Raw genomic sequence first — 15,323 nt, forward strand, 5'->3', positions numbered from 1 at the left:
CCTCAGGCGGGAAACACGCTGACTCCGCCGTCGCGGCCGGCGGCCTGCTGATACTGGCGCGGCGACTGGCCGAAATGCGCGCGGAAATCGCGCGAGAAATGCGCGCCATCCGCAAACCCGCAGTCCAGCGCGATCTGCGTGATGCTGCTGGGATTGTTCAAGAGCAGCCAGCTGCCGTATTCCAGCCGCAATTGCCGCTGGAACGCCATCGGCGACATGCCAGTGGCCAGGCGGAAGGCGCGCTCCAGCTGCCTGCGCCCGACGCCGACGTAGCGCGCAATCGCATCCAGCGGCGGCGGGTTGTCGATACGCTGCTCGATGAAGTGCGCGGCCTGGCGCACGCGCAGATCCTGGATGCCCGACAGGTCCGTGTGGAAATGCGCCTGCGGCACCCGCCCCGGGCGCACGCCTTGCAGCATCATGTGCCGCATCGCCTGCTGGGCCTTGTCGCGCCCGCAATGCCGGGCCACCAGGTACAGCCCCAGGTCGATCGCGGCCGTGGAGCCTGCGCACGAAATCAGGTCGCCTTCATCCACGAACAGCCGGTCCACCACCGCCCGCGTCTGCGGAAAACGTTCGCGAAAGGTGTCCAGCACATTCCAGTGTACGCAGACCGTGCGCGGCCCGATGACGTCAGCCTGCGCCAGCGCGAAGGTGCCGGTGCAGATGCCCAAGAGCCGCACGCGCTGCGCCGCCGCCAGTTGCAGCCAGTCGCGCAGGGGGTCGGGCAGGCGGCCGTTGAAGTAGTCGTTGCCGCCGCAGACCGCTATGTAGTCGAACTGGGCCGGGTCTTCGGGCAGGCCATCGGCCACGTCTATGGTCAGGCCCGCGCTGGAGCAGCGCGGCTTGCCGTCCCAGCTCATGACGCGCCATGCAGTATGGATCTGGCGGCTGCGTCCACCGTGGTCGCCCGCCAGCCGCAACACGTCCACCAATCCGGCAAAGGCGGCCAGCGTGAACTGGTCCAGCAGCACGATACCCACGGTCAGTGCGGGTTTCCCCTGAGGCAGGGCGCTGCACTCACCGTCATAGGAGAAAGACGACGTCGAGGCGGGCATAGCGGTTTCCATGTCGCAATTATTCAAGTTTTTGTCCCAGGCCTTCAAGCTGGTTTTCCCGGGGATCGCCCAAGATGCACCTATGGCTCCGTCCCGCAGCGCCCGCCGGCGCAGGCAGACCGGACCCGATAAATCGACAAGGGGAATCCGACATGGCAACACCTACCCGCCGCGCGCTGCGCGCCGCATTGCTGGGAGCCGGACTGCTGGCCGCCGGCCAGGCGCTGGCCCAGCAGCAGAAGATCACCGTCGCCTGGTACGGCGGCAACTGGGGCGACGCGTTTCGCGCCTGCGTCGCCGAGCCCTACACCAAGGCCACCGGCGTGACTGTGGTGCCGGAAGTGGGCACGTCCACCACCACGCTGGCCAAGCTGCAGCAGCAGAAGGGCGCGCCCACCATAGACGTGGCGTGGATGGACGGCGGCATCAGCGAACTGGCCGCGGAAGCCGGCGTGCTGGACGCATTGGATCCCGCCGGCATTCCCAATCTGAAGAACGTCATCGACCAGGGCGTGTACCGCAATGGCGACAGCCCCTACGCGGTCAGCACCGGCTACTACTCGCTGGGCATCGCCTACAACACCAAGGAAGTGCCTCAGCCCCCCGCCAGCTGGAAGGACTTGTGGAAGCCCGAGTATGCCGGCGCGGTCGCCATTCCTTCGCCGGCGAACTCGTCGGGCGTGCCGTTCATCTTCTTCCTGGCGCGGGTGTTCTCTGTCGATCCTTCCAACCTGGCGCCGCTGTACGCCAAGCTTGCGTCGCTGGACACGGCCTTGTTCTTCGACAGCTCGGGCGCAGCCACCAACGCCTACCAGAGCGGCGAGGCCATCATCGGCGCGCACTTCAACGTGGGCGCCTGGGATCTGATCGACAAGGGACTGCCCATCGGCTTCGCCGTGCCCAAGGAAGGCGCCTGGGCCACGGATGCGCGCCTGCATCTGGTGAAGAACGCGCCGAACAAGGCGGCCGCGCAGAAGTTCATCGACACCGCGCTCACGCCGGATGCCGCCGCCTGCCTGGCCACGCGCCTGTACCTGGGCCCCGCCGTCAAGGATGTGCAGGTGCCGAAGGACGTGGCGCGCAAGCTGCCCTGGGGCGCGGACGGCTCGGTCAAGAACCTGAGCCTGTTCGACTGGAACCTCATCAACAGCCGCCGCGCCGAGGTCACGGACGCCTGGAACCGCCAGGTTGCCCGCAAGCGCTAGACCGGGATAGAACATGTCCGCTTTGCTTACCATTGAAGGCGTGTCGATGCGCTTTGGCGCCTATCAGGCGCTGGACCGCATCGATCTGGAGATCCAACAGGGAGAGTTCGTGGCCCTGCTTGGTCCCAGCGGCTGCGGCAAGACCACCCTGCTGCGTTCGATCGCCGGATTTCTCAGGCCCGAATCGGGCCGCATCCTGATTGAAGGCCAGGACATCAGCCGCCTGGCCGCGCACCACCGGCCGCTGAACACGGTGTTCCAGAACTATGCGCTGTTTCCGCACATGAACGTGCTGGAAAACGTGGCCTATGGCCCGCGGCGCCAGGGCGCGTCGAAGCAGGAAGCGGCCGGGCGCGCCCGGTCGGCGCTGGACATGGTGGGCCTGGCGGACTTCGGTCCGCGCTATCCCCGCGAAATGTCCGGCGGCCAGCAGCAGCGCGTGGCGCTGGCGCGCGCCATCGTGAACCAGCCCAAGCTGCTGTTGCTGGACGAACCGCTGTCGGCGCTGGACCTGAAGCTGCGCAAGCGCATGCAGCTGGAACTCAAGCACCTGCAGGCCAAGCTGGGCATCGCCTTCATCTTCGTCACGCACGACCAGGAAGAAGCCATGACCATGGCCGACCGGGTGGTGGTCATGCATGCGGGCAAGATCGAACAGGTGGGCGGCGGGACCGAGATCTACAGGCATCCCGCCACCCGCTTCGTGGCCGAGTTCATCGGCGACGCCAACTTCATGCCGTACACCGCCAACGGCGATGTGCTGCAGCTGGATGCCCAGGGACTGCGCGTGCCGTTCCCGGGCAAGGCCGCGCCCGCGCGCGGCGTGGCGGTGTTGCGGCCCGAGGATCTGCGCCTGGCCGATGAATCGGCGGCGCTTGCGCTGAACGGCACGGTCACCGACGTCATCAACGTGGGCAGCCACTGCATGATCCACGTGGACATCGGCGGACAGGTCCTGGTGGCGCGCCACGGCGGCATTGCGCCGTCGGGGCTGGGCCCGGGCGCCGCGGCGCGCCTGGCTTTCGCGCCGGAACACCTGCACCTGATCGGTGAACGGCCATGAACGCGCGCGCCTGGCGTTCGCCTGGCCTGCTGCTGGCGGCTCCCGTGCTGTTCTTCGCGGCCTTCTTCCTGGCGCCGCTGGCGGTGGTGGCGCTGGCCAGCATCACCGGCGGCGCCGATGGCTTGACCCTGACTCCGCAGCAATACCTGCGCGTGCTGGGCGACCAGTACCACTGGGACGTGATCCTGGTGACCTTCCGGCTGGCGTTCTTCACCACGGTCGCCTGCGTGATCCTGGGCTATCCGCTGGCCTGGTATCTGGTACGCGTGGTGCGCTGGCAGGCCTGGCGGCGCTTCTGCGTGATCCTGCTGGTGGTGCCGCTGTTCACCAGCAATATCGTGCGCGCCTTCGGCTGGATGGTGCTGCTGGGCCGCAACGGGCTGGTCAACCAGGCCCTGGTGGGCGCGGGCATCGCCGACCGTCCGATGCGTTTCATCGGCACCGAGCTGGGCATCCTGATCGGCATGGTCTACGTGCTGCTGCCCTTCGTGGTGCTGGCGGTGGGCAATGCGCTGGCGCGGGTCGATCCCGCCTGCGAGCAGGCTTCGGCCGACCTGGGCGCAAGTCCCACGGCGACCTTCTTCCACATCACCTGGCCGCTGACCCTGCCCGGCGTGGTGTCCGGCGCCATCATGGTCTTCACCCTGGCCGTCAGCGCCTACGTGACGCCTGCGCTGCTGTCGGGGGGACGTGTGTCGGTGCTGTCGATGCTGATCTTCCAGCAGTACAGCACGGTGTTCGACTTCCATTACGGCGGCGCGCTGAGCATGGTGCTGCTGGTGTTCACCCTGATCCTGGTGGCGCTTGCCAACCGCGCCGCCGTCCTGCCGGGAGCCGCGCGATGATCGCCCGCAACCTGATCCGCCTGGTCGCCCTGGGGGTACTGGCCTACCTGGCCCTGCCGCTGGTGGTGATCCTGGGTTCCTCGTTCACGTCCACGCCCTACCTGGCGTTTCCGCCCAAGGGCTTCACGCTGGAGTGGTACCGCACGCTGCTGATCGAGGCCGGCTACGTCGCCGCGTTCACGACCAGCACGGTGCTGGCGCTGGCGGCCACGGCCGCGGCCGTGCTGCTGACGGTGCCAGCGGCGCTGGCGGTGGCGCGCTACGAGTTCCCGGGCAAGGCCGCGCTGACCTCGGTCCTGATGTCGCCGCTGGTGCTGCCGCACATCGTGCTGGGCGCGGCGCTGCTGCAATACGGCGCGTACTTCGGCCTGACGCGCAGCTTCCTGTCCCTGCTGATCGGGCACATCGTCATCATCGCGCCCTTCGTGCTGCGGTCCACGCTGACCCTGCTGACGCCGGAGCAGCGCGCGCTGGAAGAAGCCTCGGCCGACCTGGGCGCGAACCCGTGGACGACCTTCTTCCTGGTGGTGCTGCCGCAGATCCGCCCAGGCATCGTCACCGGTTCGATCTTCGCGTTCATCTCTTCCTGGATCAACGTGGAGCTGTCGATTTTCAACACCACGGCGGACTTGAACACCATCCCCGTGAAGCTCTTCAACTACGTGCAATACACGATAGATCCGACCATCGCAGCCGTATCGGGCGCCACGATCGTGGTTGCGGTGATCGCCATCGTCATCCTGGATTTGACCGTCGGGCTGGACATGCTGTCCGAACGCGGCAAATAACCTTTCTTCCCTACCCTACTGTCTGGAGCCACAGTCATGCGCAAGCAAGACGCGTTCGATGTCATCTATACCCATACCGAAGGCGAGCCCCTGTGCATCGTGCATAGCGGCATCCCCTACCCCGCCGGCTCCACCATCCTGGAGAAGCGCGCCTTCCTGGAGCAGAACTACGACTGGCTGCGCAAGGCGCTGATGCGCGAGCCGCGCGGCCACAAGGACATGTTCGGCGTGTTCCTCACGCCGCCGTCCAGCCCCGAATACGACGCGGGCCTGATCTACATCGACGGCACCGAGTATTCGCACATGTGCGGCCACGGCACCATCGCGGTCAGCATGGCCATGGTGGCCAACGGCCTGGTGCCCCGCGGCAAGGACGGCATCACCAAGATCCGCTTTGAAACCACCGCCGGCCTGGTCGTGTCGGAAGTGGCTTCCGAGGGCGACAACGTGCTGTGGACGCGCTTCGAGAACGTGCCTGCCTACGTGGCCGCGCAGGACATTCCGGTGGAATTGCCCGGCTACGGCAAGCTGTCGGCCGACATCGTCTGGGGCGGCAATTACTTCGGCATCGTCGACCTGTCGGGCTGCGACCTGCGCATCTCGCCGGACAACGGCACGGAGCTGTCGCGCATGGGCCTGATCGTGCGCGACCAGCTCAATGCCCGCCACCGCATCCAGCACCCGACCGAGGCCCACATCAACAACCTGAACTTCATCACCTTCTGGCACCAGCCGACCATCGAAGGCGCGTTCTACAAGAACGTGCACGTGTTCAGCGCCGGCCAGCTGGACCGTTCGCCCGGCGGCACCGGCACCAGCGCGATGATGGCCATGTTCGAAGCGCGCGGCAAGATGGGCTTGAACCAGCCGATCAAGTCGGAAGGCCTGCTGGGCAGCGGCGTGTTCGAAGGCTGCCTGCTGGGCGAGGTGGACCTGAACGGCACCCGCGCCGTGCGTCCCACGGTCAAGGGCACGGCCAGCATCCTGGGCACGGCGCGCTGGGTGATCGACAAGAACGACCCGGTCGGCGCAGGCTTCCTCATCCGCTAAGGTGTTGCCCCCACGCCGCGCGCACTAGGTGCGCTAGCTGCCCCCAGGGGGGCCCTTTCGCCTTGGGGCGGCCCGGCGGCGAAAGGCCCATCGCGCGGCGGGCTTACCTATTCCCGAGCCGCATCCTCGAGGATCATCTCCGCCCCCCGCTCGGCCACCATCATGACGGCGCCCTGCGTGTTGCCAGACACCATCTTCGGCATCACGGAGGCATCCACCACGCGCAGGCCGGACAGGCCGTTCACCCGCAGGCGCACGTCGGTAACTGCGGCGGCGTCAGAACCCATGCGGCAGGTGCCTATCGGGTGGTAGATGGTCTGGCCATTGCGCCGCGCGAAGTCCAGCCATTCGTCGTAGCTGTCCACCGCCGCGCCGGGGCTGATCTCCGATTCGACATAGCGCCGCATGGCCGGCTGGCCGACGATGCGCCGGGCCGCCTGCATGCCGCCCACCAGGCTGTCGCGGTCCACCTGGGCGGACAGGAAGTTGGGGCGGATCGCCGGTCCCGCCTGCGGATCCGCCGACTTGATGTGGATGGATCCGACCGACTCGGGCCGCAGCTGCGCCACGCCTATCGTCATGCCGGGATGCCGGTCGAGGATGCGTTCGGCCGCATTGGCGTAGCTGGCGTGCACGAAGAAGTACTGCACATCGGGCGCGGGCAGGTCCGGCGCGCTCTTGACGAAGCCGTGCACCAGCCCCGTGCCCAGGGTCAGGATGCCCTTGTGGCTGGAGTAATAGCGCGCCACCTGCTGCACCAGGCGCCAGCCGCGCGACATCTCGTTAAGCGTCACCGTGCCCTTCACCCGCCAGTTCATGCGGGTGGCGAAGTGGTCGATATAGTTCTCGCCCACCTGCGGCTGCGCCAGCACCGGCGCGATGCCGAATGACTGCAGCAAGGCGGGATTGCCAACGCCGGACAGCTCCAGCAGTTGCGGCGACTGCACCGCGCCCATGCACAGCAGCGTCTCGCGCCGCGCGCGCACGATGTGCTCCCGTCCGTTCTTGCGATAGGCCACGCCCACGCAGCGCTTGCCCTCGAACACCAGCCGCGTCACGTGCGCGCCGCATTCCACGCTGAGATTCCTGCGGCCCGAGGCGGGCTTCAAGTACCCGTCCACCACGCTCCAGCGCCTGCCCCGATGCTGCAGCACCTGGTAGTAGCCCACGCCCTCCTGGCTGCCGCCGTTGTAGTCGGGATTCAAGGGCTGGCCGTCTTCTTGCGCTGCCTGCAGAAAGGCATCCGATATGGGAAAGCGTTCGGCGACTTCTTCCAGATGCATGGGGCCGTTCTTGCCGCGGCTGGCGTCGCCGGGTTCGTAGCATTCGATCTTGCGGAAGATGCGCTCGGCCTGGTTGTAGCCCCAGCCGGTGGCGCCCGCCGCCTCCCAGCCGTCGTAGTCCTGCGGCTGACCACGGACGTAGATCATGCCGTTGATCAGCGTCGAACCGCCCACGCCCTTGCCGCGCGGCACGGCGATGCTGCGGCCATGGACGTTGTCTTCAGGCTCGGTGGCGAAGCGCCAGTTGTATTCCGGGTTCACCAGCAGCTTGGAAAAGCCCGCCGGGATCGAGATCCACATGCTGCGGGCTTCATGCCCGGCCTCCAGCATCAGCACGCGGTACTTGCCGTCGGCGCTCAGGCGGTTGGCCAGGATGCAGCCCGCCGTGCCGCCCCCGGCAATGATGAAGTCGTAGTCGCTCATACCCGTCAGCGTCCTGCGTCGGCCGGCTGGTCCGCCGCCACGCCCAGCATCTGCGCCATCAGCTCGATCTGGCAGGCCAGCATCGGCGCGCCGTAGTGCACCTTGCAGCCGCGGGCCTGCGCCGCCAGCAGCAAGGCCGTGTCCTTGGGTTGCATGATGACTTCGCAGACCAGTTGGTCCGGCGTCAGGCGGCTGGCGTCCAGCGGCAAGGCATCGTCCGGCTTCATGCCCAGCGAAGTGCCGTTGACCACCAGGTCATGCCCCGAGGGGTCGGCCGTGCCCACATCGATCCGGGCGCCAGGATGCAGCGACAGGATGCGCGCCTTCAGATCCTCGGCCTTGGCCGCGGTGCGGTTGGCGATGGTCAGCCGCGACACGCCGGCTTGGACCAGCGCGAAACCGATAGCGTTGGCCGCGCCGCCCGCCCCCGCCAGATAGGCGCTCTTGCCCTGCGGCGACACGCCCGCGCTTTGCAGGCCGCGCACGAATCCCTCGCCGTCCAGCATGTGCGCCACCAGCTTGCCGTCGGCCTCGCGGCGCACCACGTTGGCCGCGCCGATCTTGCGCGCCACGGGGGTGGCGTCGTCCACCAGGTCCAGTATCGCGGTCTTGTGCGGCACCGTGACGATGACGCCGCCCAGGTTCTCCAGCCGCCGCAGCCCGGCGACCACCTCCGCCAGGTTGTCCGGCCGGGCGTGGAACGGCACGCACACGCCGTCGAAGCCGATGGCGGCGAAATGCTCATTCATGCGCTGCGGCGTCTTCACGTGGTGGATGGGATCGGCCAGGATGCCGAACAGGCGCGTGGTGCCGGTGATTTCCTTCATGTCTGTCTCCATGTCTCAGGGCCGGAGCGTGGCGCGCGCGACGTCGGCGATGCCGTCCGCGTCCAGCTTGTAGTGCGCATACAGGGTGGTGGGCGGCGCGATCAGGCTGTATTCATCGTAGATGCCATGGCGGCGCAGGCGCGTGCCTGTGCCCGCGTCGGCCAGCACCTCGGCCACGGCCGAGCCCAGCCCGCCCAGCACGTTGTGCTCTTCCACCGTCATCAGCACGCGGGACTTGCCTGCCGCGGCCAGCACGGCGTCGCGGTCCAGGGGCTTGATAGTGGGCATGTCTATCACGCCCACCGACAATCCTTCACCGCGCAGCTGCTCGGCGGCGGCCAGGGCCGCGTGCACGGTGATGCCGCAGGCGATGATGTTCAGGTCCGAGCCGCTGGAATGGACGATGGCGCGGCCGAACTCGAACGGCACGCCATCTTCGTAAACCTGCGGGTCGCGGCCGCGGCCGATGCGGAAGTAGATCGGCTCGGGCCAGTCCACCGATGCCTTGATGGCGGATGCCAGCTGCGGACCGTCGGCAGGCGAAACCACCGTCAGGCCCGCCAGCGCCCGCATCGTCGAGATATCTTCGGTGGCGTGGTGCGAGGTGCCGTAAAAGCCCAGGCTGATGCCGGTGTGGTGGCCGATCAGGCGCACGGGCAGCTTGGTATACGCCACGTCCATGCGGATCTGTTCGCAGCACAGAAGACCCAGGAAGGACGCGAAGGTCGCGACGAAGGGCATCATGCCCGTGGTCGCCAGGCCTGCCGCGGCCGACACCATGTTCTGCTCGGAAATGCCGAACTGCACATAGCGGTCGGGATAGGCCTGGGCAAAGCGGTTCAGGCCGTTGGAGTACTGCAGGTCGGCCGAACCCGCGACCACCGGATGGCCGGCCGCAGCCAATTCGATCAGCGCGTCGGAAAGATAGGACAGCCCGGGGTTCACCGCGTTCAGTGCGCGGTACTGCCAGGAATCGGGAGAGAGAACTTGTGCCTGTGCCATTCAGATCTCGCGGGAAAGGATTTCTTCGACGGCGCTTTGCGCATCTTGCGGCGCCAGATAGCCCAGGTGCCAGCCCGGCTCGGTTTCCATGTAGGAGACGCCCTTGCCCTTGATGGTCTTTGCTATCACGCAGGCCGGCCTGGCGCGCGATTCGTCCGCGCGTAGGCGGCGCAGCAAGGCGGTCAGTTCCGCCAGGTCATGGCCGTCCACTTCGTGCACCTCCCAACCAAAGGCCTGCCATTTTTCCTTCAGCGATTCCACGCCCATGACGTCGTCGACCTTGCCGTCCAGCTGGTAGCCGTTGCGGTCGACGATGGCGACCAGGCGCGACAGGCGGTTGTGGGCGGCAAAGAGCGCCGCCTCCCAGACCTGGCCTTCCTGCATCTCGCCATCGCCCAGCAGCACGAAGACGTTGAAGTCGCGCCCGCTCATGCGCCCGCCCACCGCCATGCCCACGCCATTGGACAAGGCATGGCCGATGGAACCCGAGCTGAAATCCACGCCCGGCACCTTGCTCATGTCGGGATGGTCCCCCAGCGGGCTGCCCAGGCGGGTGTAGCCGTCCAGCAGTTCGCGGGCAATGAAGCCATGGTCGGCCAACACCGGGAACAGGCCCACCGCCGCATGGCCCTTGCCCATCAGGAAGCGGTCGCGGTCGGGCCACTGAGGCTCGCCCGGACGCAGCCGCATCACGTCGTAGTACAGCGCGGCGAAGATTTCCGCGCACGAGAACACCGAGCTGTAATGCCCGACCTTGGCGATCTCGATCAACCTGATGGTCTCCAGCCGGATGTGGCGGGCCTTTTCCCGCAGCAGCCCGACCTCCCCTTCGGTGGGGACCTCCCTGTCACTCCTCATGGCGCTTCCTTTTCGCTGTTAGGATATATGATATATAATATACCCATCGCGCTCGAATTTGCCATGGCGGGATAGAATTCATCCCGAATCCACCCGCCCCCATCAATACAGCAAGCCTGAGCCTGTCATGTCCAGCCTTAAACCGGTCAAGAAAGAGAACCTCTCCGTCAGGGTCTACAACGAAATCCGCAATGCCCTGATCAACGGGCAGTACGAACCCGGCGAACGCCTGATCATTGGCGAACTGGCCCAGGAAATGGGCGTCTCCATCACGCCTGTACGCGAGGCCATCTTCCGGCTGATCAGCGAGCAAGGCCTGGAAATGCAGGCGGCCACCGCGGTCTACGTGCCTTACGTCAATTCGGAAAAGCTGCGTGAAATCCAGCAGATCCGCTTCCACCTGGAAGGCATGGGCGCGGCCGAGGCCGCCCAGCACATCACGCGCAAGCAACTGGACAACCTGATCGCGCTGCAACGGGACTTCATCTCCTGCACCGCCAGCGATCCCAAGCGCGCCAGCTACCTGAACCGCAAATTCCACTTCGCCATCCTGGAAGCCAGCAACAAGCCCATCCTGCGCGCCACGGTGGAATCGTTCTGGGTGATCACCGGCCCCATCCTCAAGGTGTTCCACGTCAAGACCTCGGGCCTGGACTATTCGCAGAACGAGCACCGCCATGAAGCGGTACTGGAAGCCCTGGAAGCGCGCGACTCCGAAGCCGCCAGGCAAGCCATCCAGGCCGATCTGGTCTGGGGCGGCAAGATCATGATCGACTGGCTGGTCGAGCGCGAAAAGGAACTCGACTACCGCCCCCCCGCTGCCCGCAAATAGGCAAACCCGAAGGAAAATCCGATGCTGAAGATTTTTGGCGCGCCCAGCCGCTACATCCAGGGCGCCGGCGCCCTGGACACCCTGGGACAGTACGCAGCCCTGTTCGGCCGCCGCGCGGCCCTGGTCATCGACAGCTACGTGCATGGCGTGCTGGGGCCAAGAATCGAAGCCTTGTGCGCGGCGCAAAACGTGTCGCTGATACCGCTGATGGTCGAAGGCGACCTGACACCGGCCGCGATCACGCAATTGCGCGCGCAGGCCGCGCCGGCCGGCATCGACATGGTCATCGCGGTGGGCGGCGGCAAGGCGCTGGACGCGGGCAAGGCGGTGGCCAAGTCCTCGCACTGCCATCTCATCACCGTGCCGACCGTCGCGTCCAACGACGCGCCGACCAGCAAGAACTACGTCCTGTACGACGCCCATCACAATCTCCTGGCGGTGGAGCACATGCTGTTCAACCCCACCATCGTGCTGGTCGATACCGCCGTCATCGCCACCGCGCCGGCGAATTTCTTTCTCGCCGGGCTGGGCGACGCGGTCTCGAAGAAATTCGAGGCAGAGCAATGCGGCCGCAACGGCGGCCGCAACATGTATGACGGCGCGCCGCCCCTCACCGCCCGGTTCATCGCCGACGGCTGCCTGCGCACTCTGCTGGCCGACGGCGCGGATGCCGTGGCGGTTGCCGGCAGCGGCCAGCCCACGCCGGCCTTTGAACGCGTGGTGGAAGCGATGATCCTCATGAGCGGCCTCGGTTTCGAAAGCGGCGGCCTGTCCATCGCCCACGCGCTGACGCGCGGACTGCCCAAGATCAGCGGCGTGGCGAGCGCCCCGCATGGCCTGCAGGTGGCGGTCGGCCTGCTGGTGCAGTTGGACCTGGAAAGCCGGACGGACGGCATGCTGGACGAGCTGACCCGCTGGTATGCCCAGGTGGGCCTGCCTGCCACCTTGCGCGAACTGGGCGCGGCCGACATGCCGGACGACGCGGAACTGCGGCTGGCTGCGGAGCTGAGCCTGAAGGCCCGCCACGCCGCCAACTTCGACCGCGCGCTCGACACCGACACGCTGGCTGCCGCGCTGCGCCGCCGCGCCTGACGCGACAAGGGGCCGGATAGCGGCCGGCCCCTGGCCGCATCAGAACGCCACGTTGTCCTTGCCCTTCAAGTCCAGCTTGGCGCGCGCTTCTGCGGGCGTGGCGATTTCCAGGTTCAACGCCTCCAGGATGGTGCGGATGCGCTCCACCTGCACCTGATTGGATTGCGCCATTTCGCCCGGGCCGATCCACAGCGAATCCTCCAGCCCCACCCGCACGTTCGAGCCCATGGCCGCGCCTATGGTGGCCAGCGGGATCTGGCCGCGGCCGGCGCCCAGGATCGACCACTCATAGTCGTTGCCGAACAGGCGGTCGGCCGTGCGCTTCATGTGCATCAGGTCTTCGGGGTGCGGGCCGATGCCGCCGAGGATGCCGAATACCGACTGGATGAAGGGCGGCGACTTGACCAGGCCGCGGTCCACGAAATGGGCCAGGTTGTACAGGTGGCTGATGTCGTAGCACTCGAACTCGAAGCGGGTACCGTTGGCGTTGCCCAGCGCGAGGATCGATTCGATGTCCTGGTAGGTATTGCGAAACACCAGCGAGCGGCTGTTCTCCAGATGCTCGCGCTCCCAGTCGTGCTTGAACTCCTTGAAGCGGCCCAGCATGGGGTACAGGCCGAAGTTCATGGACCCCATGTTCAGGGACGCCAGTTCCGGCTTGAAGGTGGTGGCCGGGCGCATGCGCTCTTCCACCGTCATATGCGGGCTGCCGCCGGTGGTGATGTTGATGATGGCGTCCGTTTCCCGCTTGATCCGCTCCAGGAAGGGCTTGAACAGCGCCGGATCCTGCGACGGCTTGCCGGTCTGCGGATCGCGCGCATGCAGGTGCAGCACCGCCGCGCCCGCCTTGGCCGCGCCGATGGCAGCCTCCGCGATCTCGTCGGCGGTTACCGGCAGGTGCGGCGACATGCTGGGCGTGTGGATGGCGCCCGTCACGGCGCAAGTGATGATGACTTTCTGCTTGGGCTTAGCCATTGTTGTCTCCGTTGTCCTGTTTATGGCGCATGAGGCGCATCAGTTTTTCATCGCGCCAGAAGCGGCGCTTGGCAAGATCTTCCTGCGGCAGCAAGCCGCGGCGTTCCTCCGACAGCGCTTCGACCAGCGCGCCGTCCCAGGCGACGGGTTCGCCCTGGGTCGCGCCGATGGACTGGTACAGCCCGCCGTAGCGCGCGCAATAGTCGGCGATGCCGCCCGGCGCGTTGAGGTCTATGGTTTCGAACGGCCCCATGAACGACCAGCGCAGGCCCAGGCCGTCCTTCACCGTGGCGTCGATGTCCTCGGCGCTGGCGATGCCCGCGCTGGCCAGGCGGAACGCCTCGTGCAGCAGCGCGCCCTGCAGGCGGTTGAGGATGAAGCCTTCGATTTCGCGCCGCACCAGCACCGGCTTCTGGCCGATGCCGGCCATGACGGCGCGGGCGGAATCGACGGCCTGCGGGCTGGTCCAGGGCGCGGGGCACAGTTCCACCACCGGGATCAGGTATGGCGGATTCACCGGGTGCGCCACCAGGCAGCGGTGGCGCCCGGCCAGGTGCCCGGTGAATTCGCTGGCGGGGATGCTGGACGTGGAACTGCCGATGATCGCGTCGGGTTCGGCCGCCGCGTCCAGTTCGGCAAACAGCGCCCGCTTGATCTCGACGTTTTCGGGCGAGTTCTCCTGGATGTAGCTGGCGCCCTTCAAGGCATCGGCCAGGTTGCTTGCCACATGGACGCGCCCGCCTATGGCCTCGGCGTCCTGCAGCAAGCCCTGGGCTTCAAGTTCGCGCAGTTGCTGCAGGATCAGGCCGCGGGCTTCGGCCAGCATTGCGGCGTTGACGTCATACAGGCGCACTTCCCAGCCCATGCGGGCGAACACGATGGCCCAGCCCTGGCCGATCAGGCCGATTCCGATGATGGCGGCGCGCTGCGCCTTGGACCCGGCGTCCATCAGTAAAGCTTCTGTGTGAAGCCGTCCACCACGATGGCCTGCCCCGAGACGCTGCGGGCGGCCTCGCTGGCGTTGAACAGCACCATGTTGGCGATATCGCGCGCCGTGACCATGCGGCCCAGCGCGGCCTGGTTCTCGTACTGCGCGGCAATCTCCTCCACCGGACGGCCCAGCGTATCCGCCTTCGCCGCGATCACGGCGCGGATGCGCGGCCCTTCCACCGCCCCCGGCAGGATGGCGTTGACGCGGATGCCATAGGGACCCAGTTCGATGGCCAGGGATTTGGTGAAGCCAATCACTGCCCACTTCGAGGCGGAATAGACCGAGCGCCCGGCAAAGCCCAGATGGCCGGCCGCGGACGACAGGTTGATCATCACGCCGGCCTTGGACTCCTTGAGCGGGCCGATGGCCTGGCGCGCGCACAGGAACTGTCCGGTGATGTTCACGGCCAGCGTGCGGTCCCAGTCCGCCTTGGACAGGGTTTCGACGTAGCCAGTGGGACCGGCCACGCCGGCGTTGTTGACCAGGATGTCCAGGCCGCCCAGCTTGGCGCGGACCTGATCGAACAGCGCGGCGACGCTGTCTTCGTCCGAGACGTCGGCCAGGGCCGCATGCACGCCAGGCAATTCGGCCGGCAGCGCGGCCAGGCGCTCCTGGTTCACATCGCATACGAACACGGAGGCGCCGGCATGGCGGAACACCTTCGCCATCTCCAGGCCCAGCCCGTCCGCGCCGGCGGTGATGAGCACCTTTTTCCCGGCGAAATCCACTTCCTCGAACATGCCTCTGTCTCCTGATTCTTATGAAAAACGGCCGATTGATGATATACGATATATGAAAAAAACCACCAGCTTATGACGTTTATTGCAACCGGGTCGTACATCGAAAAGTGTCATCCCGAAGTAGCAAAAGCACCTGGATTTGCTCGACGTCAGCCCGCTAAGTCTTTATTCATGCGGCTTTAGGGAATTCCCCGATTCGGCGGGTTACGGCCCCCACTAGAATCCAAGGCGGGGTTTGCTACCCGCCCGGCCGATATATCATATATTCAAAAAAACGGACCAAACAAGAAA

General features: G+C 66.5%; 15 protein-coding genes. 7 read left to right on the plus strand and 8 right to left on the minus strand.

Going from position 1 to position 15,323, the window contains the following annotated elements; translation table 11 throughout:
• Window positions 1-2: 2 nt before the first annotated feature.
• On the minus strand, window positions 3-1,058 hold the full coding sequence (locus IB259_RS10705; RefSeq protein WP_225590506.1) for a GlxA family transcriptional regulator: 1,056 nt from the start codon (window positions 1,056-1,058) through the stop codon (window positions 3-5).
• 152 nt (window positions 1,059-1,210) lie between these two features.
• Here IB259_RS10705 and IB259_RS10710 point away from each other — a divergent pair, with 152 nt between their 5' ends.
• From IB259_RS10710 to IB259_RS10730, 5 genes are read left to right on the plus strand one after another with little or no spacing between them, the layout of a single operon-like run.
• The gene (locus IB259_RS10710; RefSeq protein WP_192328943.1) at window positions 1,211-2,263 is read left to right on the plus strand and encodes an ABC transporter substrate-binding protein; all 1,053 of its coding nucleotides are present in this window, start codon (window positions 1,211-1,213) and stop codon (window positions 2,261-2,263) included.
• Between the two features lie 13 nt (window positions 2,264-2,276).
• Complete coding sequence (locus IB259_RS10715) at window positions 2,277-3,326, plus strand: ABC transporter ATP-binding protein (protein WP_054457806.1); 1,050 nt, start codon at window positions 2,277-2,279, stop codon at window positions 3,324-3,326.
• Complete coding sequence (locus tag IB259_RS10720) at window positions 3,323-4,171, plus strand: ABC transporter permease (protein WP_054457807.1); 849 nt, start codon at window positions 3,323-3,325, stop codon at window positions 4,169-4,171. Before IB259_RS10715 ends, IB259_RS10720 begins: the two co-directional genes overlap by 4 nt.
• Window positions 4,168-4,959: an ABC transporter permease gene (locus tag IB259_RS10725; RefSeq protein WP_054457808.1), complete on the plus strand. Its 792-nt coding sequence runs from the start codon at window positions 4,168-4,170 to the stop codon at window positions 4,957-4,959. Before IB259_RS10720 ends, IB259_RS10725 begins: the two co-directional genes overlap by 4 nt.
• 36 nt (window positions 4,960-4,995) lie before the next feature.
• On the plus strand, window positions 4,996-6,009 hold the full coding sequence (locus IB259_RS10730; protein ID WP_054457809.1) for a proline racemase family protein: 1,014 nt from the start codon (window positions 4,996-4,998) through the stop codon (window positions 6,007-6,009).
• A 107-nt stretch (window positions 6,010-6,116) separates the two neighbouring features.
• Here the strand turns inward: IB259_RS10730 and IB259_RS10735 are convergent, their stop codons facing one another.
• The 4 genes from IB259_RS10735 to IB259_RS10750 are packed head-to-tail and all read right to left on the minus strand — an operon-like array spanning window position 6,117 to window position 10,402.
• Window positions 6,117-7,715, minus strand: a complete 1,599-nt coding sequence (locus tag IB259_RS10735) for a GMC family oxidoreductase (protein ID WP_192328946.1) — start codon at window positions 7,713-7,715, stop codon at window positions 6,117-6,119.
• 5 nt (window positions 7,716-7,720) lie between these two features.
• Window positions 7,721-8,542, minus strand: a complete 822-nt coding sequence (locus IB259_RS10740; RefSeq protein ID WP_192328948.1) for a shikimate dehydrogenase — start codon at window positions 8,540-8,542, stop codon at window positions 7,721-7,723.
• A gap of 15 nt (window positions 8,543-8,557) precedes the next feature.
• Window positions 8,558-9,544, minus strand: coding sequence for a transketolase family protein (locus IB259_RS10745; RefSeq protein WP_054457812.1), 987 nt, complete (start codon window positions 9,542-9,544; stop codon window positions 8,558-8,560).
• A complete protein-coding gene (locus IB259_RS10750; RefSeq protein ID WP_054457813.1) occupies window positions 9,545-10,402 on the minus strand; it encodes a transketolase in 858 nt (285 codons plus the stop codon).
• Between the two features lie 127 nt (window positions 10,403-10,529).
• Here IB259_RS10750 and IB259_RS10755 point away from each other — a divergent pair, with 127 nt between their 5' ends.
• Both IB259_RS10755 and IB259_RS10760 read left to right on the plus strand, forming a co-directional pair.
• On the plus strand, window positions 10,530-11,234 hold the full coding sequence (locus tag IB259_RS10755; protein WP_054457814.1) for a GntR family transcriptional regulator: 705 nt from the start codon (window positions 10,530-10,532) through the stop codon (window positions 11,232-11,234).
• Window positions 11,235-11,255: 21 nt separating this feature from the next.
• A complete protein-coding gene (locus IB259_RS10760) occupies window positions 11,256-12,326 on the plus strand; it encodes a glycerol dehydrogenase (RefSeq protein ID WP_192328949.1) in 1,071 nt (356 codons plus the stop codon).
• A 39-nt stretch (window positions 12,327-12,365) separates the two neighbouring features.
• On the opposite strand, the gene IB259_RS10765 is transcribed toward IB259_RS10760, so the two are convergent.
• The 3 genes from IB259_RS10765 to IB259_RS10775 are packed head-to-tail and all read right to left on the minus strand — an operon-like array spanning window position 12,366 to window position 15,032.
• Window positions 12,366-13,301 carry a 3-keto-5-aminohexanoate cleavage protein gene (locus IB259_RS10765; RefSeq protein ID WP_054457816.1) on the minus strand — a complete coding sequence of 312 codons (936 nt, stop codon included), beginning with the start codon at window positions 13,299-13,301 and terminating at the stop codon, window positions 12,366-12,368.
• Complete coding sequence (locus tag IB259_RS10770; RefSeq protein ID WP_192328951.1) at window positions 13,294-14,250, minus strand: 3-hydroxyacyl-CoA dehydrogenase; 957 nt, start codon at window positions 14,248-14,250, stop codon at window positions 13,294-13,296. The genes IB259_RS10765 and IB259_RS10770 overlap by 8 nt, the downstream gene beginning before the upstream one ends.
• Window positions 14,250-15,032 carry an SDR family oxidoreductase gene (locus IB259_RS10775; protein ID WP_192328953.1) on the minus strand — a complete coding sequence of 261 codons (783 nt, stop codon included), beginning with the start codon at window positions 15,030-15,032 and terminating at the stop codon, window positions 14,250-14,252. Before IB259_RS10775 ends, IB259_RS10770 begins: the two co-directional genes overlap by 1 nt.
• Window positions 15,033-15,323 lie beyond the last annotated feature (291 nt).

Origin of the sequence: Achromobacter sp. ACM04, assembly GCF_014851465.1 — a bacterium.
Taxonomy (GTDB): domain Bacteria; phylum Pseudomonadota; class Gammaproteobacteria; order Burkholderiales; family Burkholderiaceae_B; genus Achromobacter; species Achromobacter aegrifaciens.

What these genes read in the sequence shown, in the direction of transcription:
- IB259_RS10705 (WP_225590506.1), bottom strand. Translation starts at nt 1,058, where the DNA reads ATGCCCGCCTCGACGTCGTCTTTCTCCTATGACGGTGAGTGCAGCGCC.
- IB259_RS10710 (WP_192328943.1), top strand. Translation starts at nt 1,211, where the DNA reads ATGGCAACACCTACCCGCCGCGCGCTGCGCGCCGCATTGCTGGGAGCC.
- IB259_RS10715 (WP_054457806.1), top strand. Translation starts at nt 2,277, where the DNA reads ATGTCCGCTTTGCTTACCATTGAAGGCGTGTCGATGCGCTTTGGCGCC.
- IB259_RS10720 (WP_054457807.1), top strand. Translation starts at nt 3,323, where the DNA reads ATGAACGCGCGCGCCTGGCGTTCGCCTGGCCTGCTGCTGGCGGCTCCC.
- IB259_RS10725 (WP_054457808.1), top strand. Translation starts at nt 4,168, where the DNA reads ATGATCGCCCGCAACCTGATCCGCCTGGTCGCCCTGGGGGTACTGGCC.
- IB259_RS10730 (WP_054457809.1), top strand. Translation starts at nt 4,996, where the DNA reads ATGCGCAAGCAAGACGCGTTCGATGTCATCTATACCCATACCGAAGGC.
- IB259_RS10735 (WP_192328946.1), bottom strand. Translation starts at nt 7,715, where the DNA reads ATGAGCGACTACGACTTCATCATTGCCGGGGGCGGCACGGCGGGCTGC.
- IB259_RS10740 (WP_192328948.1), bottom strand. Translation starts at nt 8,542, where the DNA reads ATGAAGGAAATCACCGGCACCACGCGCCTGTTCGGCATCCTGGCCGAT.
- IB259_RS10745 (WP_054457812.1), bottom strand. Translation starts at nt 9,544, where the DNA reads ATGGCACAGGCACAAGTTCTCTCTCCCGATTCCTGGCAGTACCGCGCA.
- IB259_RS10750 (WP_054457813.1), bottom strand. Translation starts at nt 10,402, where the DNA reads ATGAGGAGTGACAGGGAGGTCCCCACCGAAGGGGAGGTCGGGCTGCTG.
- IB259_RS10755 (WP_054457814.1), top strand. Translation starts at nt 10,530, where the DNA reads ATGTCCAGCCTTAAACCGGTCAAGAAAGAGAACCTCTCCGTCAGGGTC.
- IB259_RS10760 (WP_192328949.1), top strand. Translation starts at nt 11,256, where the DNA reads ATGCTGAAGATTTTTGGCGCGCCCAGCCGCTACATCCAGGGCGCCGGC.
- IB259_RS10765 (WP_054457816.1), bottom strand. Translation starts at nt 13,301, where the DNA reads ATGGCTAAGCCCAAGCAGAAAGTCATCATCACTTGCGCCGTGACGGGC.
- IB259_RS10770 (WP_192328951.1), bottom strand. Translation starts at nt 14,250, where the DNA reads ATGGACGCCGGGTCCAAGGCGCAGCGCGCCGCCATCATCGGAATCGGC.
- IB259_RS10775 (WP_192328953.1), bottom strand. Translation starts at nt 15,032, where the DNA reads ATGTTCGAGGAAGTGGATTTCGCCGGGAAAAAGGTGCTCATCACCGCC.